We start from the raw sequence: 19832 nt of genomic DNA on the forward strand, positions 1-19832 counted from the left end.
TTCGAATAATTACCTCTATGAATCTATCGGCAAGAACCGCGCCCCCGGTGTCCGGCCGGTCGAGGACGGGAAGTTTTACGGTAACATATCACATGATGGTACCGGGAGAATCGGGGGACAGCGCCGGGCGTTCGGGATATCCCTCCGATCGGCAAGTGACCCGACCGACCCGAAACCTCTTATTATCCCATCCGCTAGCAGGGGTGTAATGACCGACACCGTGGACGAGGTGGACCTGCCGTACGACGACGACGCGTCCCAACAGGACAAAATCGAGGCGCTGGAGGAGCGCCTGGAGGTGCTCGAGTCGCAGAACGAGGAGATGCGGGACAAGCTGCTGGACGCCAACGCGGAGAACAACAAGTACCAGCAGAAGCTCGAACGGCTCACCCACGAGAACAAGAAGCTCAAGCAGTCGCCGCTGTTCGTCGCCACGGTGCAGGAGCTGACCGACGACGGCGTCATCATCAAACAGCACGGCAACAACCAGGAGGCCATCACCGAGGTCACCGACGAGATGCGCGACGACCTCGAACCGGACTCGCGAGTCGCCGTCAACAACTCCCTCTCGATCGTCAAGAGCCTCGAGGACGAGACTGACGTGCGCGCCCGCGTCATGGAGGTCGAGGAGTCGCCCGAGGTGACCTACCAGGACATCGGCGGCATCGAGGACCAGCTGGAGGAGGTCCGCGAGACCGTCGAGATGCCGCTGAAGAACCCCGACATGTTCGAGGAAGTCGGGATCGAGCCGCCGAGCGGCGTCCTGCTGCACGGCCCGCCCGGCACCGGCAAGACGATGCTCGCCAAGGCCGTCGCCAACCAGACCGACGCGACGTTCATCAAGATGGCCGGGTCGGAACTCGTCCACAAGTTCATCGGCGAGGGCGCCAAGCTCGTCCGCGACCTGTTCGAACTCGCCCGCCAGCACGAGCCGTCGGTCCTGTTCATCGACGAGATCGACGCCATCGCGGCCAAGCGGACCGACTCGAAGACCTCCGGCGACGCCGAGGTCCAGCGCACGATGATGCAGCTGCTCTCGGAGATGGACGGCTTCGAGGAGCGCGGCGAGGTCCGCATCATCGCCGCCACCAACCGCTTCGACATGCTCGACCGCGCCATCCTCCGCCCGGGTCGCTTCGACCGCCTGATCGAAGTGCCCAAGCCCGACGTGGAGGGCCGCGAGCAGATCTTCAAGATCCACACGCGCAAGATGAACTTAGACGAGGAGCTCGACTTCGCGGAGCTGGCCGACATGACCGGCGAGGCCTCCGGGGCCGACGTGAAGGCCGTCTGCACCGAGGCCGGCATGTTCGCCATCCGCGACGACCGCACCGAGGTCCGTATGCAGGACTTCCTCGACGCCTGGGACAAGATCCAGGCCGAGGAGGAAGACGAGGACGTCTCGCGCACCTTCGCCTGACGCCCGGGTCGTCGGTCACGACCGCAACCGTTTTTTCGCGTTCGCTGTCAGTTTCGGTATGCCCTCCAGACGGGACCTGCTCCGCGCGACGACCGGAGCGGCCGCGCTGTCCGCGACCGCCGGCTGTCTCGGCACGGGCCCCTCGGCCCCGGTCCTCAACTGCCTGAGCGTGACCAACGACGCCGCGGCCGCCCAGACCGTCCACGTTCTCGTCGAGCGCGACGGCGAGCTGGTCGCCTGGGAGTCGGTCGAGTTGGCCGGGCACGACGAGTCCGGGGCCTCTCGGAAGTGGATCGAGCGGACGTGGCCTGCCGAACCGGCGCCGTTTCTCGTTCGGGCGCGCGTCGAGGGACGCGACGGTCGAAGGCGGGGCGATTCCGCGGAGCTGGCCGACGGGAACTACATCCACTACGACTTCGAGGTCGAGGACGACTCCGCGACCCTCTGGAAGAACTCGGTCCCGGAGCCGAACGACCAGTGCGCGGACGCACCGGTCGCGACCGGGACGCCCCCGACGACCCACTGAGGCGGGTCAGCGGCTCGCGTCGGACTCGTCGACCCGCGGGAGCGAGATGGTGACGACGTTCCCTCGCGGGTGATTCTCCCCGAAGGACAGTTCGCCACCGAGGGAGTTCACGCACCACTGCATCACCCAGAGGCCGACGCCGGTGCCGTGGTAGGTGCTGCTGGCCGCGACGGTCCCGTCGAGCACGTCGGTCTCCACGTCGGGGATCGGCGGCCCGTCGTCGGCGACGCGGATCACGCACTGGCCGTCGTCGTCCGCGGACACGGTCACCTCGACGGTCGGCGACTCGCGGTCGTTGTGTTCGATCGCGTTCTCGACGGCGTGTTCGAGCGCGTAGCGCAGCCCCTCGTCGGCCATCAGCCAGGCGTTCTCGTCGACGACGAGGGAGAGCGCCGCGTCGGGATAGGACTCGCGGGCGCCCTGGACGACGGGCCCGACGACCGCGCGGACGTTCGTCGGCTCGCGCTCGGTCGCGTCGGGTTCGGCCATCTCCTCGATCTGGGTGACGGAGTCGCTGAGACCGCCGACCTCGTCGGCGACTCGCGCGATCGACTCCGCCTCGGCGGACAGCGCCTCGTCGTCGACGGCCTGTCCGAGGTGGGCCGCGCGCCCCCGCACGAGGTTCATCCTGTTGCGGAGGTTGTGCCGGACGATCCGACTGAGCAGGCGCAGCCGCCGCTCGCGGGTCCGGTACTCCGTGATGTCGTCGATCTCCGCGAGGACGCACTCCTCCCCGTCGATAGTCGTCGGACTCAGACGGACCCGAACCCAGCGCAACTCGCCGGTCGCGCGCTCGACCTGCCACTCGAAGCTCTGGCGCTCGCCGGCGGCGGCCGCCCGGATCCGCCGCGTGGCCTCGGCCTCCGTGTACTTGGTCGACGGCGCGGTGTACTCGCCGACCGACATCTCCCGAAGCTCCGCCGCCGGGTAGCCGTACAGCCGCTCCAGACGCTCGTTCACGTCCAGGATCGCACCGCTCTCGGGGTCGTGAAGGGTGATCCCCACATCCAGGTCGTCGAACGCCGACGGGAGCGTTACGCCCCGGATTACACTCATTCCCCGATCGTTGTGGTTCCAGTCGGTTACCAGACGGGCCTAAAGAATTTGGCCGATAGCTACGACTGCTGGACGGCGGTCGGGGTCGACGAGAGACGGCGGCGAGAGGGCGCAGACCGGCTACCCCAGCCGGAAGGTCTCCAGGTTCTTCGGCGCGACGGTTCGCATGCCGAACTCCTCGTAGAGCGCCGAGGAGAGGTGGTCGGTCGACGACTCGTCGCCGTGGACACAGAGGACCGTCTCCGGACGGGGGTTCATCGTGCGGACGAAGTTCTCTAGCCCCTGGCGGTCGGCGTGGCCGGAGAAGCCGTCGACCGTCTCGACGCCCATGTTCAGGGCGACCCGGTCGGCGCCGCGCCCGCTCGTGTCGTTCAGCGAGATCTCGTCGCGGCCCTGCTGGATCTGGCGGCCGAGCGTCCCCTCGGCCTGGTAGCCGACGAACACCAGCGTGCTCTCGGGGTCGCCGCCGAGCAGGCGGAGCCAGGACATGATCGGGCCGCCGGTGATCATCCCCGAGGTCGTCAGGACGATCGCGGGCTCGTCGTCGGTGATGTCCCGGCGCATCTCCTCGCCGCCGTCGACCTGGCGGAACTGGTCGGCGAGGAACGGGTTGTCGTCCTCGTAGAGGATCCGCTCGCGGAGCCGTTCCCGGAGGTGGTCCGGATAGGCGGCGTGGATCGCCGTCGCCTCGCGGATCATCCCGTCGAGGTACACCGGCATCGTCGGGATCCGGTCCTCCCGCATGGCCTCCTCGAGCACGAGCATGAGCTCCTGGGAGCGCCCGACGGCGAAGGCGGGGATCAGGATCTTCCCCCCCTTCTCGTGGGCCTCGTTGATCACCGTCTCGAGCTTGCGTTCGGAGTCCTCCTGGTCGGTCTGGTAGTCGTCGCGGCCGCCGTAGGTCGACTCCAGTATCAGGGTCTCGACCCGCGGGAAGTCGTTGACTGCGCCGTCGAGCAGGCGGGTGTCCCGGTAGTGGATGTCCCCGGAGAAGGCGACGTTGTAGAACCCCTCGCCGACGTGGAAATGGGAGACGGCCGACCCGAGGATGTGCCCGGCGTTGTGCATCGTCAACTTCACGTCGGGGGCGATGTCGGTGACGTTGCCGTACTCGACGGGGATCGTGTGTTTGAGCGCCTTCCGAACCATCGAGCTGTCGTAGGGCGGCGTCCGGCCCTCCTTCGAGGCCACGTCGAGGTAGTCGAGCTGGAGCAGTCCCATCAGGTCCCGCGTCGGCTCGGTCGTGTAGATGGGGCCGTCGTAGCCGTACTTGAACAGGATCGGGATCAGCGCCGAGTGGTCGAGGTGGGCGTGGGTCAACACGACGGCGTCGATCGAGTCCGGGCCGGCCGCGAGCGCTTCGGGCGCCTGGAGGTACGGTACCTCTCCCTCGGCGCCGGGCTTGTCGCCGCAGTCGATCAGGATCCGCGTCTCCGGGGTCGAGAGGAGGAACGAGGCGCGGCCGACCTCGCGGCAACAGCCCAGCGTGGTGACGCGGACCCACTGTTCGTCGGTCGTCGTCGGGCTGTGGATCTCCCGGCCGACCTCTTCGAGGATCGTCCGGCGTTCGTCGCGCTCCCCCTTGAGGAAGTTGCGGACGTTCGAGACCGTCGAGGACTCGATCGGGGGCGTCCGGACCACCTCGGGCGTCCAGCCGACCGCCGCCCTGATATCCTCGAGCGTTTCGCCGTGACGGCCGATCACCATCCCCGGTTTCTCGGCCTCGATGTGTACCTCGCCGGTCGAGCTGTCGAAGTCGAGCGACTGGACGCCGGCGTCGTCCGGGATCGTGTCGCGGATCGTCCCCTCGGCCTCCCGCTCGGGGACGAGCGCGTCCGCGGTCGGACGGACCGTGATGCGTTTCTTGAACGTGCTCGCTAACTTCGGCACGAGCCGGTCGCGCTCGGCGAACGTCTCCACGTCGGGCGAGTAGACGACCAGGTCCGGCCCCTCGAACTGGACGCTCGATATCTCGATGTCGTCCGGTGTCTCTTCGTCGATCTGCGCGTGGATCTCGTCGATCGAATCGTGTGTCGTTTTCATGCGTTTCCTTCGGATCCGGGTCCGCGCCGCGAGAACCGCCGAAAAACCCGACGGCTACCGGGTCGATACCTAGACTCAGTTCGAGCGCGAGTAAGAATCTTCCCTTCCGGAACGGCCGGATCCGGACGGCCGCCCCGCGAGCGCGAGGCGAGTAATAGCCTTTAATAATTCTTGGCCCGTGTATTGTTATATGAGCGTCGTAAGCGTCTCGATGCCGGAGGAACTGCTCGAACGGATCGACCAGTTCGCGGACGACCACGGCTACACCGGTCGGAGCGAAGTGGTCCGGGAGGCGAGTCGGAACCTCCTCGGCGAGTTCGAGGACAAGAAACTCGAGGGCCGCGAACTGATGGGCGTCATCACCGTCGTCTTCGACTACGAGACGACGACCGTCGAGGAGAAGATGATGCACCTCCGCCACGAACACGAGGACCTCGTCGCCTCGAACTTCCACAGCCACGTCGGCGGCCACCACTGCATGGAACTGTTCATCCTCGAGGGGTCGCTCGAAGACATCTCGACGTTCGTCGGCAAGATCCGGGCGACGAAGGACACGCTCACCGTCGACTACTCGGTGCTGCCCGTCGACGACTTCGGCCCGCTGGCCGACATCGACTGACCCTCCTCTGCGCTTTCGCGCGGTCGCGAGCGGCTCCGTCCGGCGTCAGATCAGCGTCTCGATGTCGGAACGCCGGTCGGACATGTTCCGGTTCACTTCGATGATGTTGGCGGTCTCCATCGCGCGCTCGGGCAGGTCCTCGTAGAAGGTGTCGCCGTCGACCAGGCTCGTCGGGCCGGAGATGCTGATCGACCCGAGGACGCCGCCGTCGCGGTCCCTGATCGGCGCGCCGACGGCGCGGAGGCCCTCGATCTCCTCCTCGTCGTTGACGGCGTAGCCCCGTTCGCGGACGGTCGCGAGGTGGTCGAACAGCTCCGCGCGGTCGGTGATCGTGTTCTCGGTCCGCCGGGGGAGCCCGTGGCGGTCGACGATCGCCTCGACGCGGCTCTGGGGGAGGTACGCGAGGATCGCCTTCCCCGAGGCGGTGATGTGCAGGTAGTCGCGCTGCTGTCGCTTCGTCCGCTGGTAGTCGTCGCCGACGGCCGCCTCTCCTTTCCCCTTGTAGAGGTTGATACCGCGGCCGTTCTCCTCGGTCACGAGGTGGGTGTAGTGGGCCGTCTCGGCGGCCAGCTCGTCGAGCTGGCGGACGATCATCTCGTCCAGCAGGCTCCGGTTGCGGACGTACTCGCCGAGCACGAAGAACATGAGCGACAGCTCGTAGCGGCCGTCCCGGTTGACGAGAAAGCCGGACTGTTCGAGCGTCGCGAGGTAGGCGTGGGCCGAACTCTTCGAGATGTCCAGCCGGTCGGCCAGCTCCGTCACCCCCGTGCCGTCCGTCGCCTCGATCGCCTTCACCACCTCCATCGCGGTCGAGACCGTCGACAGCGTCCGCGGCGAACCGCCCCCGGAGTCCCCGGTCATGGGACCGCGTAGTCGCTCGCGCGCCTTCAGTGTTCGCAACGACGCAATTTACATCCGAGAAGTTTCTCTCGAAACTCCTGAAGAACCTCGTCAGAATCCAGATATTTGTGCTTCGCACAGCCACTACACCGGCTATTTTTGAAACACCGGGAGCGTGGACTCTCGTGTCCGTGCGCCCGCGTTCGACAAGCGAGAACGCCCTCGGAGACCCCGTGTCGCCGTCGTCGGCGAGGTGCCGAGCGCGTCTCGGGTCGCCGTTCGGCGGCGCGCGTCGAGGCGACCGCTTCGGTCGGTGCCGCCCCGTCGAGGCCCCCGACGGCGGGGAGCACTCCCCCGTACGTCTCGCGTGACTCCCGGCACGCCTCGCGTGCGCGCGAAAACAAGACAAAACTGTCTACACCGGCCCGTCGACCGCGACTCCGAGAGCTACCCGACGGCGTTCGTGTATTTCGAACGGTCGAGTCGCGACCTCACGAGGCAAGCTCTCTCGCGGGAGGGTCGTCCGTCGCTTTCTCCGGCGCGTCGCTCTCGACGGCCGCCGACGGCGTTCTCGATGCCCGGGTACGGCGGTTCGCTCCGCCGCCCGACCCCTCCTTTAGGACCTATATGGGAATGAGGTAGACACCCACATCGATTCGATCATTCCACCGGAAATCTTTAATATAGGTCCCAGATATCACTCAGTAGCCGAAAGATGGTTGAAGAACTAAACCAAATGCGGATTAATGTTGGACGACTTCAAAATAATGGCGTGCGTGCGAGCGCGTGGGGCTCGCCGGCCCGGGTGTCGGCGGCGAGCGGGCTCGTCGACGGGGACGAGGTGACCGCCGATGAGTGACGACCGGTCGCCGGCGGACGGGTCGATCGACGTTCGGGACCTGCTCTCCGAGCAGTCGCGGCGTCGGTTCCTCGCGTCGCTCGGGGCGGTCGGCGCCGCGGGGGTCGCCGGGTGTGGCGGCGACAGCGGCGGCGATGGTGGCGACGGCGGCGACGGAGAGAGTGGCGATGGCGGCGACGACGGCGGCGACGACGGCGGATACGGCGGGTCGACGGACGCACAGAGCGACGACACGTCGACCGGGACCGGCGGTTCGGGGTCGACGCTCACCGCCAACATCACCCAGCGGCTCGGGACGGTCGACCCGGCGAAGGGGACCGACTACGTCCAGGCGATGGCGCTGGTCAACCTCTACGACCCGCTGGTGTTCCCCGACAGCGAGGGGACGATCCAGCCCCACCTCGCGAGCGACTGGTCGGTCTCGGAGGACAACACGACCTACACGTTCACGCTGCGGGAGGGCGTCACCTTCCACAGCGGCAACGAGCTGACCGCCGAGGACGTGAAGTTCACCGTCGAGCGGTTCATGGATCTCGGCCAGGGCTACGCCTCGCTGCTGACGGGCGTCCTCAGCAAGGAGAACATCACCGTCGAAGACGAGCGGACCGTCACCTTCGAACTCGACGAGCCGTACTCGCCGTTCGTCCCGATCATGGTGCTGGTGTTCATCATGGACAAGCAGCTGGTGATGGACAACCTCGCAGACGGCGAGTACGGCGACCGCGGGGACTACGGCCAGGAGTACATCAACGACAACGACGCCGGCTCCGGCGCCTACGCGCTCGAGGAGTTCACCCGCGGGTCGGGCATCGTCTTCTCGCGGTTCGACGACTACTTCAAGGAGTTCCCGGAGGGCTCGTTCGAGACGGTCGACGTACAGATCATCACGGAGAACTCGACGGTCCAGTCGTTGATGAAATCCCAGGAGCTGGACATGACCGGGCAGTATCAGAACGAGCAGACCTACGGTGCCATCGACGAGATGGACCACGCCCGGGTCGAGAAGATCCCCACGTTCGGGCTGCTGTACTTCAAGATCAACACCCAGAAGCCGCCGACCGACGACCCGGCCGTCCGGGAGGCGATGGCCTGGGGCTTCGACTACGAGCAGGTCGTCTCGGAGATCATGCCGGACATGCAGCGCGCCCAGGGCCCGCTGCCGCCGACCTGGGGCTCGCACAACGAGGACGTGATGCAGCCCTCCTACGACCCCGAACGGGCCAAACAGGTGCTCGACGACGCCGGCTACTCCGAGGGGGAGATCACCGTCCAGAACACGTTCACGTCCTCCTACGGCTTCCAGGAGCGCATCGCGCTCCTCTTTCAGGAGAACATGGCCGAGATCGGTATCGACGTGGAGCTCAACCCCCAGACCTGGGGGACGATCACGGAGCTGGCGACCAGCCCCGAGGACACGCCCCACACCAACCAGGTGTTCTACGTGCCGACATACCCCTCGGCCGACTCGATGTTCTACAACCAGTTCCACTCCGAGGCCGCGAGCACGTGGATGAGCATGGAACACCTCGAGAACGACGAGGTCGACGCGCTCATCGAGGAGGCGCGGGCGACGCCCGACCCCGACGCCCGGGCGGAGATCTACCGCGAGCTACAGTCGGTGCTCGCGGAGCTGTACTGCGACATGCACATCTACCACACGGTGAAAAAGATCGGGTTCCAGAACGACGTCGAGGGGCTCACCCTCCGGCCGGCACAGGGCTTCGAGTACACCTTCCGGGACCTCCACCACACGGAATGAAGCGGATCAAGGTCGTGCTCTGGCGGTTCTCGGGGATGGCGGTCAGTCTCCTCGGGCTCTCCGTCCTCGTGTTCGTCATCTCCCGGGTGCTCCCGGGGAACCCGGCGCGGATGGCGCTGGGCGCGATGGCCAGCGAGGAGCAGGTCGACCGGCTGGCGGCGGAGATGGGCCTCGACCAGTCGCTCCCGCTCCAGTACGTCGACTACATGACCGGCCTGCTCGCGGGCGACCTCGGGCGGAGCCTCCAGACGAAAAACCCCGTCGTGCAGGACATCGCGGTCAAGCTCCCGGCGACGCTGGAGCTGATCAGTCTGGCGACCGTGTTCATGGTCGCGATCGGGATCCCGCTGGGCGTCCTCGCGGCGCGCAACCGCGGCGGACGGATCGACGACGCCACCCGCGTGTTCGCGTTCTCGACGGTGAGCGTCCCGAGCTTCTTCATCGGGATCGCCCTCCAGCTGGTGTTCGGCTACTACCTCCAGCTGTTCCCGATCACGGGGCGCATCGCCCGCGAACACGCCGCCGACGTGACGCGGGAGACGGGCTTTCTCCTGGTCGACACGCTGCTGTCGGGCGCGTTCGCTGCGCACCTCAACGCCTGGGCGCACCTGCTGTTGCCGGCGCTGGCGCTGTCGTTCGGCGGGATGGGCCAGGTGATCCGGATCACCCGATCGAGCATGATCGACGTCGAGGGCAAGGAGTTCATCGAGGCGACCGACGGCTACGGCCTCCCGCGGTGGCTCGTCTCCTACAAGTACACGCTGAAAAACGCCTTCATCCCGACGCTGACCATCCTCGGGCTGCTGTACGCGTGGCTGCTCGGCGGCGCGTTCATCATCGAAATCGTCTACTCCTGGCCCGGGGTGGCCAAGTACGGCGTCCAGTCGGTGCTCACCAGCGACGTCAACGCCATCGTCGGCGTCACGATGACTATCGGCCTCGCGTTCGTGCTGACGAACCTCGCGGTCGATCTGCTGTTGAACCGGATCGACCCGCGGATGGACCTGGCGGGTGATGCGGCGTGAGCACCGAGACCAGCACGCTCGACCGGATCGTCTCGCCGTCCCGGCGCGAGCTGTGGTATCGCTCGTACCGCCGGTTCGCGGCCCAGCCGATGAGCCTGCTCGGCCTCGCCATCGTCGCGACGGTCGTCTTCCTGGCCGTGTTCGCGCCGTGGGTCGCGCCGTATCCACAGCACGCCGCCATCTACACGGACTTCGCGAACGCCTACCAGCCGCCGAGTCTCGCGCATCCCTTCGGCACGGACAGCAGCGGCCGCGACGTGCTCACGCGGGTCCTGTTCGGCTACCGGCTCTCGCTGAAGCTCGCGGCCGTCATCCTCGGGATCGGCGTCCCGGTCGGTGTCACCCTCGGCCTCGTGGCCGGCTACGTCGGCGGGCTGGTCGACGCGGCGATCATGCGGGTGACGGACACGTTCCTCGCGCTCCCGCCGCTCGTGCTGGCGCTCGCAATCGCCTCGGCGTTCGAGCCGACGCTCGAGATCGCGATGTTTGCCATCGCGTCGCTGTGGTGGACCTGGTACGCGCGGCTCACCCGCGGACTCGCCGCGAGCCTGCGCGACGAGCCGTACGTCCAGGCGGCGAAGCTCGCCGGTGCCGGCCCGATCCATGTCATGTTCCGGGAGATACTGCCGAACTGCCTCTCGCCGATCCTCGTGAAGGTCACGCTGGACGCCGGCATCGTGATCCTCACCGGCGCCTCGCTCTCGTTCATCGGCCTCGGGGTACAACCACCCCGGCCCGGCCTCGGGACGATGGTCGCCGGCGGGACGGAGTTCCTGCCCGGCGAGTGGTGGATCAGCATCTTCCCCGGCCTCGCCATCTTCGTCCTCGTGCTCGGGTTCAACATGCTCGGCGACGGGCTTCGCGACCTGTTCGACGTGGAGGTGGAACAGTGAACCCGACCGAGCCGGTGCCGGCGGACCCGATCCTCTCGGTTTCGGACCTGTCGGTCGGCTTCGAGGGGTTCGACGGCTACGCCGACGTGGTCGACGGTGTCGATCTCTCCGTCGGCCGCGGCGAGGTCGTCACCGTCGTCGGCGAAACGGGCTGTGGCAAGTCGGTCACGACGAAGGCGGTCACCGGCCTGCTCGACGAGCCGCCCGCGAACGTCTCGGGGACCGTCGCCTTCGAGGGAACGGACCTGTCGACGCTCTCGGCCGACGAGCGCCGCGCGCTCAACGGCGACCGGATGGGCATGGTGTTCCAGGACCCGATGTCGAGCCTGAACCCGGTGTTCACCGTCGGCGAGCAGCTCGTCGACACCCTGCAGTTCGGCGGCGAGGGCTCGGCCGGCATCGTCGAGTACTTCCGGCGGCGGTACTCCCGGTCCGACCGGGCCGACGCCCGCGAGCGCGTCCTCGACATGCTCAGAGAGGTGCAGATGCCCGACCCCGAATCGGTGATGGACAGTTACCCGACGGAGCTGTCGGGCGGCATGTGCCAGCGGGCGCTGGTCGCCCAGGCGCTGCTCAACGAACCGGACCTGCTCATCGCTGACGAACCGGGGACGGCGCTGGACGTGACCGTCCACGACCAGATCCTCACGCTGCTCTCGGAACTCATCGGGGACCGAGACATGAGCATCCTGATGATCACCCACAACCTCGGCGTCGCCCGGCAGCTGAGCGATCGGGTGTACATCATGTACGGCGGGCGCATCGTCGAGACGGGGTCGACCGAGGAGATCTTCGACGACCCGAAACACCCCTACACGCAGGGGCTCATCGCCTCGATCCCGAAACTGTCCGGCGGGACGATGGCCGACGGCATCGACGGGTCGGTCCCCGAGTACACCGACCCGCCCGAGGGCTGCCGGTTCCACCCCCGCTGTCCCTACGCCGACGAGGCCTGCCGGTCCGAGCGCCCGGCGTTCGAGCCGTCCGGCGACGCCCGCGGCGTCGAGTGCGTCCGGTTCGCGCAGGGCGACCCCGGGCCGGAGCCGACGCTGGCCGAGACGAAACGGCGGCTGAACGCGGCGAGCGACGCGGCCGACGCGACGGCCGAGACGGACGGCGGGACGGTCGAACCGGCCGACGAGACGACCGGATCGGACGGCGAAGCGGGCGGCACCACCGGCGGGACGGCCGCCGAGGGGGACGACCGATGACCGCTCCGGTGCTCGCCGTCGACGACCTGGAGAAGTACTTCGGCGGCGGCGGGTGGTTCGGCGACGAGCCGCCGGTGCGGGCGGTCGACGGCGTCTCCTTCGAGATCGACCGCGGGGAGACGCTCGGGCTCATCGGCGAGTCAGGCAGCGGCAAGTCGACGATCGCCAAGACCGTCATCGGGATCCACGAGCCGACCGGCGGGCGGATCCGCTTCGAGGGCGAGGACGTGACGCCCCAGACCCGCAAGCAACTGCGCCGGCTCCGCTCGGAGGTACAGATGGTGTTTCAGGACCCCACGTCCTGTCTGAACCCGCGACGCACGATCCGCAAGTCCCTGTCGGTGCCGCTGAAGGCGACCGACGTGCCGAAAGCCGAGCGCGGTCGCCGGATCAGCGAACTGCTCGACCGGGTCGGGCTGAACGACGAGTACCTCACGAAGTATCCCCACGAGCTGTCGGGCGGGCAGAAACAGCGGGTGAACATCGCCCGCGCCATCGCGGTCGAGCCGACGCTGCTGCTGCTCGACGAGCCGACCAGCGCCCTCGACGTGAGCGTGCAGGCGAAGATCATCGGCCTCCTCGACGACCTGCAGGACGAACTGGGACTGACCTACCTGTTCATCACCCACGACCTCTCGCTGATCCGGAACTTCGCCGACGAGACGGCCGTGATGTACCTCGGCGAGATCCAGGAGCGGGGGCCGACCGACCGGATCTTCGAGCGGCCGAGCCACCCCTACACGCGGGCGCTGCTGTCGGCGATCCCCGTCACCGACGACGCCGAGGAGGCCTACAAGCCTCGCCGGGAGCCGCTAGAGGGGGAGATCCCGAGCCCGCGGGACGTGCCGAGCGGCTGTCGGTTCCACCCGCGGTGTCCCCACGCCACCGAGGAGTGCGCGGCACACCGCCCCGAGCCCCGCGAGGTCGACGGGGCGTCGGTTCGGTGTCTCGCCTACGACGACGGGACGAGCGGGTTCGCGGACTTCGCGAGCGAGCCGGGGCGGCTCACCTCCGACGGGGGGTCCGACCGATGACGGTCGACCTCGCCGTCGTCGGGGGGACACTCGCGACCGCCGACGGCACCGTCGAGGCGGGACTGGCCGTCGACGACGGTCGCATCGCGGCGATCGGCCGCGAGCGGGACCTCCCGGCCGCCGACCGGACCGTCGACGTCGACGGCCGGGTCGTCATGCCGGGCGTCGTCGATCCGCACGTCCACATAGACGGCTTCAACTCGATCGACAGCTACGAGACGGGAACGGCGGCCGCGGCGCTGGGCGGCGTCACGTCCGTGATCAACTTCGCGTGGCAGACGTGGACGGGCGAACGCGAGAAACGCGCTGAGGGCTCCGTCTGGGCCGACACGGGCTCGCTACGGGACGCCGTCGCACGCCAGCGGGCGAAGGCGAGCGACGCGCTCGTCGACTACGGCCTGCACGCCACCGTGACCGCAGACGACCGCTCGGTGTTCGACGAGTTCGCCGAGCTGGCCGAGCTGGGCGTCACGTCGGTGAAGTTCTTCACCGCCTACGACATCGGGCTCTCGAACGGGTTCCTCCGGCTGGCCTTCGAGCGACTCGCCGCGGAGGACCTCGTCGCGCTCGTCCACACGGAGGACGCGGCGGTCTGCGAGGCGCTCACCGAGCGCCAGCGCGAGCGCGGCGCCGGCGACCCGACCGACTACCCGGCGGCGCGGCCGGACTACGCCGAGGCGATGGCGCTGGCCGACGCCGTCACCGTCGCCCGCGAGACCGGCTGCAAGTACTACGGCGTCCACACGTCATCGGCGGCGGCCGCCGCCGAACTCGACGACGCCCGGGAGGACGGCAGCCTGATCCGCGGCGAGACGTGCCCGCACTACCTGGCGCTGACCGACGCGGCCTACGCCGAGCAGGGCGCACGGGCGCTGCAGTCGCCGCCGTTGCGCTCGGCGGCCGACGCCGACGCGCTGTTCGACGCGCTCGCCGACGGGGCGCTGAGCACGGTCGGGACCGACCACGTCGCCTCGACGGCGGCCGAGAAGGCCGTCGACGAGTGGTGGGACTGCCCGTTCGGCGTCAACAGCCTCCAGACGAGCCTCCCGGTGATGCACGACGAGGCGGTCGTCGAGCGGGGCTGGCCGCTGTCGTCGCTCGTCCGGCTCATGTGTCGCAACCCCGCCGAGACGTTCGGACTGCCCCGGAAGGGTCGGCTCGAAGTCGGCGCCGACGCCGACTTCGTCGTCTTCGACCCGACGGCGACCCACCGGGTCGACGCCGCCGACAACGCCTCGCGGGCCGACTACTCGGTGTACGACGGCCGCGAGGTCACGGGCCGGGTCGCGGAGACCTGGGTCCGCGGCGAGCGCGTCGCGGCCGACGGCGAGGTCGTCGCGGATCCGGGCCACGGAGCGTACCTCCACCGCGAGATCCCCGACTGGGAGTCGCGAGGGGGCCGGGCGTGACGGCGGAGATCCCCGTCGACGGGGACGCGCTCCGGTCGGACATCGAACGCACGGCGCAGTTCGGCGCCATCGACTGCGAGGACGGCATCGGCCGGACGGTGCTCCCGGGGACGCCGGCTAACGGGCAGGCGCGCTCGTATCTCGTCGACCGGATGGTCGCGGCCGGCCTCGAAGTGCGCGTCGACGCGGTCGGCAACGTCGCCGGTCGGTGGGCGCCGCCGAGCTGCGACCCCGACGCGGCGCCGGTCGCCGCGGGCAGCCACCTGGACTCGGTCCCCGAGGGCGGCATCTTCGACGGACCGCTGGGCGTCTACGCCGCCCTGGAGAGCGTACGCGCCATCGCGGCGAGCGATCTGGCCCTCGACCGCCCGGTCGAGGTGGTCTCGTTCACGGGCGAGGAAGGGACCCGCTTCGCGGACGGCGTCCTCGGGTCGTCGGTCGCCGCCGGCAACCGGTCGGTCGACGACGCGCTCGCGCTGTCGGACGGCGAGGTCACGCTCGAAACCGCGCTCGACGACATCGGCTTCCGCGGCGACGGGCGCTTCGACGCCAGCGAGTGGGACGCCTGGCTCGAGCTCCACGTCGAGCAGAGCGGGACGCTCGAACGCGCGGGCTGCCCGGTCGGCGTGGTCGACTCGATCACCGGCACCACGCGATGTCAGGTCACCATCGAGGGCGAGGCCGACCACGCGGGCACCACCCCGATGGCCGACCGGACGGACGCGCTCGCGGCGGCCAGCGAGCTCGTCCTCGCGCTCGAATCGGCCGCGACGGAGATCGCGGCGGCCGACAGCGAGTCGGCCGTCGCGACCGTCGGCTCGCTGTCGGTCGAGCCGGGCGCGACCAACGTCGTCCCCGGCCGCGCGGAGCTGTCGGTCGACATCCGGGACGTCGACCCGGCGTCGATCGAGCGGCTCGCCGACACCCTCGAAGCGACGCTCTCGGAGCTGCGCGCGGACCGCGGCGTCGCCGTCGAGTACGAGCGGCCCTACGACATCCCGCCGCGGCCGATGGCCGACCGGGTCTACGGCGCGCTGCGCGACGCGACCTGCCGGCTCGACGTGGCGGCGCGGTCGCTGCATTCGGGCGCCGGCCACGACACGATGGAGGTCGCCGACGCGACCGACGCCGGGCTCCTCTTTGCCCGCTCGCGGGGCGGCCACTCCCACAGCCCGCTGGAACACACCGACTGGCGCGACTGCACGCTCGCGACGCGAGTGCTCGCGACCGCGCTCGCCGACCTCGCCGGAGCGACCGACGCGTGAGACTCGGCGTCCGCGGTCGGCAGCGAGCGGCCTCTCGGAAATTGCACTACGATCACCGCGACCGGCGGGTCGCAGACGACGCGACGACGGCGCGCGGCGGAAACGAACCGGACGACGCGACGGAACCGACGACGAAGCGATCCCGCGGACCACAGACGAGATACCCATGAGCGAGTTACTGTTCGAAATACACGAACGGACGTACACGGCATCGATCCTCGAATCGGAGGCACCGGAGTCGGTCGCGGCGATGCGGGACTTTCTCCCGCTGCGCTCGGAGCTGCTCCACGTTCGCTGGAGCGGCCACGCGACCTGGGTCGAGATCGACGAGGTCAACCTCCCGGAGCTACCCCGGGAGAACCACACGGTCTACCCCTCGCGGGGGGACGTGCTCCTCTACCCCGGCTACCGCAACGAGCAGGAGATCCTCCTCGCGTGCGGGCCGACCTGCTTCAAGAGCCCGGCCGGCGAACTGGCGGGCAACCACGTCGCGACGCTCGACGCGTCGCGCGAGGAGTTACGCGAACTGGAGGAGCTGACCCTGCAGGAGGGCGCCCAGGACATCGCGGTGTCGTTCACGGAGGGCGAGCGATGACGGACATCCTCGTCCTCCCCCACAAGATCCACGGGCTCTCGGCGGCCGAGTACGCCGAGACGCTGCGCGAGCGGTTTCCCGAGTTCGACGTGGCCTACGCGGAGACGCCGGCCGAAGAGCGGCGGCTGATCGCGGAGGCGCGGGTTGTGACGGGCTACGAGATCTCCGCCGACCTGCTCGCGACGGCCGAGCGGCTCGAACTGTTCGTCTGCACGTTCGCCGGCACCGGGCACCTCCCGCTCGAAGCGCTGGACGACCACGGCGTCGCCGTCGAGAACGCCTCGGGCGTCCACGGCCCGAACACCGCCGAGCAGGTGCTGGGCTATCTGCTGACGTTCGTCCGTCGCCTCGACAGGGGGTGGCGCCAGGAGCGCCGGGGCGAGTGGCGCCACTACCAGGCGGGCGAGTTGAAGGGGTCGACGGCGACGGTCGTCGGTCAGGGCCCCATCGGCGAGACGATCGTCGACCGCCTGCAGGCGTTCGACGTGCATACGATCGGCGTCCGGTACACGCCGTCGAAGGGCGGTCCCGCGGACGAGGTCATCGGCTTCGACGAGGCGGACCTCCAGGCGGCGTTCGCCGAGACCGACCATCTGGTCCTGGCCTGTCCGCTCACCGATCTGACCGAGCGGCTCGTCGACGAGCGGGCGTTCCGCACGCTCCCGACCGAGGCGACGCTCGTCAACGTCGCTCGCGGCGAAGTCGTGGACACCGACGCGCTGGTCGACGCGCTGCGGACCAATCAGATCCGCGGCGCCGCGCTCGACGTGACCGACCCCGAACCGCTCCCGGCGAGCCACCCGCTGTGGTCGCTGGGGAACTGCCACGTCACGCCGCACAACGCCGGCCACACGCCCGAGTACTGGAACCGCTGTGCGGACATCCTCGACGACGCGCTCGCGTAGTCGCCGGAGGGATCCGCGCGCGAACGACTCGCGCCACTCCCGCGGAGACGCGTCCCGGCGTGTGGCGAGCGACCCCCTCGCCGGCCGAACAGCTAAGTCCGCGGGCGCTCACTTCCGGTCGTGAACGCGCTCGACCGCTTCGACGAGCCTGCGTGGATCACCGCCGCGGCGACGCTGGTCAGTTACGGCCTGATACTCGCGGTCCTGTTCGCGCTGCTGTTCGTCGTTCCGTTCCTCGTCTACTCGCAGGTGCTGGCCTGACCGACAGCGGCGGGTCCGACGGCGGGCGCCGAACGGTCGATCAGTCCTCGCCGGTCGTCGCGCTCATCCCGTGTCCGTACACCGAGATAGCGACGAAGAAGTCCTCCGACGAGTCGTCGACTTCGACCCAGACGCCGATCCTCTCGCCGTTGTCGGCCGACACCTGAACGTACAGCAGCCCGAATGCGCTCGAATCGTCCAGCGGCCTCGCGGCGGCGTCGGGCGCTATCGACAGGTCGTAGCTGTCCGTCCACTCGAACCGGGACTCGTCGACCGATCCGTCCGCCGCGGCCGCCTCGAAGTCCTCGCGGAACGAGTCCGGTCGGTCGTCCAGCGGGTCGACGGGCCCGATCTTCAACACCCGCAGGTCGATGCTCCGACGGGCCCCGCTCTCGTTCTCGACGACGTACGGTGGCCGGTCCGCGGATTCGCGGCCGACGGCGAGCGAGCAGCCGGCCACCGAAGCCGTCGCGGCGACCGCGGGGACCGCCGCGAGCAGGCTCCGACGCGTCGGCTCCATCACTCCACGATGTCGGCGATTCGGCGGGCTTCGCCCGATACCGACGGGTCCTTCTCGACCAGCCTGAGCACCTCGTGGTCGGTGACCTCGGGGTAGGGCTTCTCCGTGGCGTCCTCGATGAGCGACTTCTCCAGGCGGAAGTCGTGGCCCTCGTAGACCACGTCGACGCCCTGTTCGTCGAACGAGAGTACGGTCATGCCCGACGGTAGGCCGGGGGCGGGTAAATATCTGGAGATCCGCGCGCCGCTCCGTTCCGGGCCGCCCTCGCCCACACCCGCACCGTCAGACACGCGTCAGACGGGCGTCGTGCGCGGTGTGAGGCTTTATTACGACCGAAATCGCTATAGACGGTGTGCCGATCCGCTCGGACCCGCTCGACGAACTGACGATCCCCGACGGAACCACGGTCGAGGAGCACGACCTGGTGACCGACGGGGACGTGATCGTCGGCGGGCAGAGCACCGTCGAGTTCGGCGTCCGCGGCGACGACGTCATGGCGGGCGAGCGGGTCACCTTCGACGGCCACATCGAGGCCGAGGGCGACTGCCGGCTGGACATGTGGAGCGAGGTCGAGGCGGACGTGCTCGTCGGCGGCGACGCCTACCTCGGCGAGCGAACGCGCGTCGGCGGCGAGCTCAAGGTCGCCGGCAACGTCGACATCGGCGACGACGTGGACATCGAGGAGAGCTTCGAGGCCAGCGGCCACATCGTCATCCGCAACCCGATGCCGACGGTCGTCTTCCTCGTCGTCTACCTCTCGCAGCTGCTGCGCATCGGCGAGGAGGAGGCCGCCGAGGACCTGGCGAGCCAGCTCGTCGACGCCGAGGACGACGAGGCCCAGCCCGTCGTGATCCCCCGGGGCGCCCGCGTCAGCGACGACGCCTGGCGCGTCTCGACGCCGGCGACCGTCGGCGACGACTGTCGCCTTCACGGAAATATCCGCGCCGAGTCGCTCGATGTGGGCAGCGACAACACGGTCTTCGGGAGCCTCCGCGCCCGCGGCGACGTGACGGTCGGCCCCGACACTGAGATCAAAGGCGACGTAACCACCCGCGGCGGCGACGTGTCCGTCGCGAAGGGCGCGACCGTCTGGGGCGACATCTCCGCCGAGGACGTGGCGCTCCACGAACACGCCGTCGTCGAGGGGAAGATCCGCGTCAGCGGCGAACTCACGCAGGTCCGCGACGCGCTCGGCCCCGACCCCGCAGACGGCGGGACCGACCCGGACGGGGACGACGAAGCGGCGGCCGATACCGGAGACGGATCGACCGACGACGCCGACTCGGAGGCTCCCGACTCAGCCGAGTCGGCCGACGGCGAGACCGCCGAGCCGGCCGGCGACGAGGGCGAGGAGCCCGCCGCGACCGACGGGACGGAGACCGACGCCGGCGACGCGGACGAGCCGGTCGACGAGCCCGCGGGCGAGTCGGCGGACGACCCGCCGGCCGTCGAGAGCCGCGAGGCGGTCGAGTCCGAGCTGGACGGCGTCGTCCCGATGATGGGCGCCGAGCCCGACCACAGCGAGAACGGCCACGACGACGACGCCGAGATCGCTCCGGACGCGGACTGACCGCGGCGCGGGGGACAGCGAC

At 69.1% G+C, this 19832-nt stretch carries 19 protein-coding genes; 14 read left to right on the forward strand and 5 right to left on the reverse strand.

What is annotated here, in order from left to right; all coding sequences use genetic code 11:
- Positions 1 to 208: 208 nt before the first annotated feature.
- Together pan1 and HZS54_RS23985 are read left to right on the forward strand one after the other, a co-directional pair.
- Positions 209 to 1420: a proteasome-activating nucleotidase Pan1 gene (gene pan1, locus HZS54_RS23980; RefSeq protein WP_179919595.1), complete on the forward strand. Its 1212-nt coding sequence runs from the start codon at positions 209 to 211 to the stop codon at positions 1418 to 1420.
- 58 nt (positions 1421 to 1478) lie between these two features.
- The gene (locus HZS54_RS23985; RefSeq protein WP_179919596.1) at positions 1479 to 1946 is read left to right on the forward strand and encodes a twin-arginine translocation signal domain-containing protein; all 468 of its coding nucleotides are present in this window, start codon (positions 1479 to 1481) and stop codon (positions 1944 to 1946) included.
- A 6-nt stretch (positions 1947 to 1952) separates the two neighbouring features.
- On the opposite strand, the gene HZS54_RS23990 is transcribed toward HZS54_RS23985, so the two are convergent.
- Both HZS54_RS23990 and HZS54_RS23995 read right to left on the reverse strand, forming a co-directional pair.
- A complete protein-coding gene (locus HZS54_RS23990) occupies positions 1953 to 3002 on the reverse strand; it encodes a PAS domain-containing sensor histidine kinase (RefSeq protein WP_179919597.1) in 1050 nt (349 codons plus the stop codon).
- Positions 3003 to 3122: 120 nt separating this feature from the next.
- A complete protein-coding gene (locus tag HZS54_RS23995; RefSeq protein WP_179919598.1) occupies positions 3123 to 5045 on the reverse strand; it encodes a beta-CASP ribonuclease aCPSF1 in 1923 nt (640 codons plus the stop codon).
- Between the two features lie 190 nt (positions 5046 to 5235).
- On the opposite strand from HZS54_RS23995, the gene nikR reads away from it, so the two are divergent.
- Positions 5236 to 5664 (forward strand): nickel-responsive transcriptional regulator NikR, encoded by a 429-nt coding sequence (gene nikR, locus HZS54_RS24000; protein WP_179909399.1) that lies wholly within the window; start codon positions 5236 to 5238, stop codon positions 5662 to 5664.
- A 45-nt stretch (positions 5665 to 5709) separates the two neighbouring features.
- On the opposite strand, the gene HZS54_RS24005 is transcribed toward nikR, so the two are convergent.
- Positions 5710 to 6525: an IclR family transcriptional regulator gene (locus HZS54_RS24005; RefSeq protein ID WP_179919599.1), complete on the reverse strand. Its 816-nt coding sequence runs from the start codon at positions 6523 to 6525 to the stop codon at positions 5710 to 5712.
- Positions 6526 to 7355: 830 nt separating this feature from the next.
- On the opposite strand from HZS54_RS24005, the gene HZS54_RS24010 reads away from it, so the two are divergent.
- From HZS54_RS24010 to HZS54_RS24055, 10 genes are all read left to right on the forward strand, one after another.
- Positions 7356 to 9122: an ABC transporter substrate-binding protein gene (locus HZS54_RS24010; RefSeq protein WP_179919600.1), complete on the forward strand. Its 1767-nt coding sequence runs from the start codon at positions 7356 to 7358 to the stop codon at positions 9120 to 9122.
- Complete coding sequence (locus tag HZS54_RS24015) at positions 9119 to 10147, forward strand: ABC transporter permease (RefSeq protein ID WP_179919601.1); 1029 nt, start codon at positions 9119 to 9121, stop codon at positions 10145 to 10147. Before HZS54_RS24010 ends, HZS54_RS24015 begins: the two co-directional genes overlap by 4 nt.
- Positions 10144 to 11040 (forward strand): ABC transporter permease, encoded by an 897-nt coding sequence (locus HZS54_RS24020; RefSeq protein ID WP_179919602.1) that lies wholly within the window; start codon positions 10144 to 10146, stop codon positions 11038 to 11040. The genes HZS54_RS24015 and HZS54_RS24020 overlap by 4 nt, the downstream gene beginning before the upstream one ends.
- On the forward strand, positions 11037 to 12251 hold the full coding sequence (locus HZS54_RS24025) for an ABC transporter ATP-binding protein (protein ID WP_246391725.1): 1215 nt from the start codon (positions 11037 to 11039) through the stop codon (positions 12249 to 12251). Before HZS54_RS24020 ends, HZS54_RS24025 begins: the two co-directional genes overlap by 4 nt.
- Positions 12248 to 13285, forward strand: coding sequence for an ABC transporter ATP-binding protein (locus tag HZS54_RS24030; protein ID WP_179919603.1), 1038 nt, complete (start codon positions 12248 to 12250; stop codon positions 13283 to 13285). The genes HZS54_RS24025 and HZS54_RS24030 overlap by 4 nt, the downstream gene beginning before the upstream one ends.
- Positions 13282 to 14694, forward strand: a complete 1413-nt coding sequence (locus tag HZS54_RS24035) for a dihydroorotase (RefSeq protein WP_179919604.1) — start codon at positions 13282 to 13284, stop codon at positions 14692 to 14694. Before HZS54_RS24030 ends, HZS54_RS24035 begins: the two co-directional genes overlap by 4 nt.
- Complete coding sequence (locus HZS54_RS24040) at positions 14691 to 15959, forward strand: Zn-dependent hydrolase (protein WP_179919605.1); 1269 nt, start codon at positions 14691 to 14693, stop codon at positions 15957 to 15959. The genes HZS54_RS24035 and HZS54_RS24040 overlap by 4 nt, the downstream gene beginning before the upstream one ends.
- A gap of 166 nt (positions 15960 to 16125) precedes the next feature.
- Positions 16126 to 16554 carry a DUF3830 family protein gene (locus HZS54_RS24045; RefSeq protein WP_179919606.1) on the forward strand — a complete coding sequence of 143 codons (429 nt, stop codon included), beginning with the start codon at positions 16126 to 16128 and terminating at the stop codon, positions 16552 to 16554.
- On the forward strand, positions 16551 to 17459 hold the full coding sequence (locus HZS54_RS24050; protein ID WP_179919607.1) for a D-2-hydroxyacid dehydrogenase: 909 nt from the start codon (positions 16551 to 16553) through the stop codon (positions 17457 to 17459). Before HZS54_RS24045 ends, HZS54_RS24050 begins: the two co-directional genes overlap by 4 nt.
- Before the next feature lie 120 nt (positions 17460 to 17579).
- Positions 17580 to 17720: a hypothetical protein gene (locus HZS54_RS24055; protein ID WP_179919608.1), complete on the forward strand. Its 141-nt coding sequence runs from the start codon at positions 17580 to 17582 to the stop codon at positions 17718 to 17720.
- A gap of 40 nt (positions 17721 to 17760) precedes the next feature.
- On the opposite strand, the gene HZS54_RS24060 is transcribed toward HZS54_RS24055, so the two are convergent.
- The gene (locus HZS54_RS24060; protein ID WP_179919609.1) at positions 17761 to 18240 is read right to left on the reverse strand and encodes a hypothetical protein; all 480 of its coding nucleotides are present in this window, start codon (positions 18238 to 18240) and stop codon (positions 17761 to 17763) included.
- A complete protein-coding gene (locus tag HZS54_RS24065; RefSeq protein ID WP_179919610.1) occupies positions 18240 to 18437 on the reverse strand; it encodes a DUF5800 family protein in 198 nt (65 codons plus the stop codon). The genes HZS54_RS24060 and HZS54_RS24065 overlap by 1 nt, the downstream gene beginning before the upstream one ends.
- 155 nt (positions 18438 to 18592) lie before the next feature.
- Between HZS54_RS24065 and HZS54_RS24070 the strand changes: the two genes are divergently transcribed.
- A complete protein-coding gene (locus HZS54_RS24070) occupies positions 18593 to 19810 on the forward strand; it encodes a polymer-forming cytoskeletal protein (protein ID WP_179919611.1) in 1218 nt (405 codons plus the stop codon).
- Positions 19811 to 19832 lie beyond the last annotated feature (22 nt).

Source organism: Halosimplex pelagicum, assembly GCF_013415905.1.
Taxonomy (GTDB): Archaea; Halobacteriota; Halobacteria; order Halobacteriales; family Haloarculaceae; genus Halosimplex; species Halosimplex pelagicum.

Bases quoted from the DNA above. Each gene is read 5' to 3' on its own strand.
- pan1 (WP_179919595.1), top strand. From the start codon at position 209: ATGACCGACACCGTGGACGAGGTGGACCTGCCGTACGACGACGACGCG.
- HZS54_RS23985 (WP_179919596.1), top strand. From the start codon at position 1,479: ATGCCCTCCAGACGGGACCTGCTCCGCGCGACGACCGGAGCGGCCGCG.
- HZS54_RS23990 (WP_179919597.1), bottom strand. From the start codon at position 3,002: ATGAGTGTAATCCGGGGCGTAACGCTCCCGTCGGCGTTCGACGACCTG.
- HZS54_RS23995 (WP_179919598.1), bottom strand. From the start codon at position 5,045: ATGAAAACGACACACGATTCGATCGACGAGATCCACGCGCAGATCGAC.
- nikR (WP_179909399.1), top strand. From the start codon at position 5,236: ATGAGCGTCGTAAGCGTCTCGATGCCGGAGGAACTGCTCGAACGGATC.
- HZS54_RS24005 (WP_179919599.1), bottom strand. From the start codon at position 6,525: ATGACCGGGGACTCCGGGGGCGGTTCGCCGCGGACGCTGTCGACGGTC.
- HZS54_RS24010 (WP_179919600.1), top strand. From the start codon at position 7,356: ATGAGTGACGACCGGTCGCCGGCGGACGGGTCGATCGACGTTCGGGAC.
- HZS54_RS24015 (WP_179919601.1), top strand. From the start codon at position 9,119: ATGAAGCGGATCAAGGTCGTGCTCTGGCGGTTCTCGGGGATGGCGGTC.
- HZS54_RS24030 (WP_179919603.1), top strand. From the start codon at position 12,248: ATGACCGCTCCGGTGCTCGCCGTCGACGACCTGGAGAAGTACTTCGGC.
- HZS54_RS24035 (WP_179919604.1), top strand. From the start codon at position 13,282: ATGACGGTCGACCTCGCCGTCGTCGGGGGGACACTCGCGACCGCCGAC.
- HZS54_RS24045 (WP_179919606.1), top strand. From the start codon at position 16,126: ATGAGCGAGTTACTGTTCGAAATACACGAACGGACGTACACGGCATCG.
- HZS54_RS24050 (WP_179919607.1), top strand. From the start codon at position 16,551: ATGACGGACATCCTCGTCCTCCCCCACAAGATCCACGGGCTCTCGGCG.
- HZS54_RS24060 (WP_179919609.1), bottom strand. From the start codon at position 18,240: ATGGAGCCGACGCGTCGGAGCCTGCTCGCGGCGGTCCCCGCGGTCGCC.
- HZS54_RS24065 (WP_179919610.1), bottom strand. From the start codon at position 18,437: ATGACCGTACTCTCGTTCGACGAACAGGGCGTCGACGTGGTCTACGAG.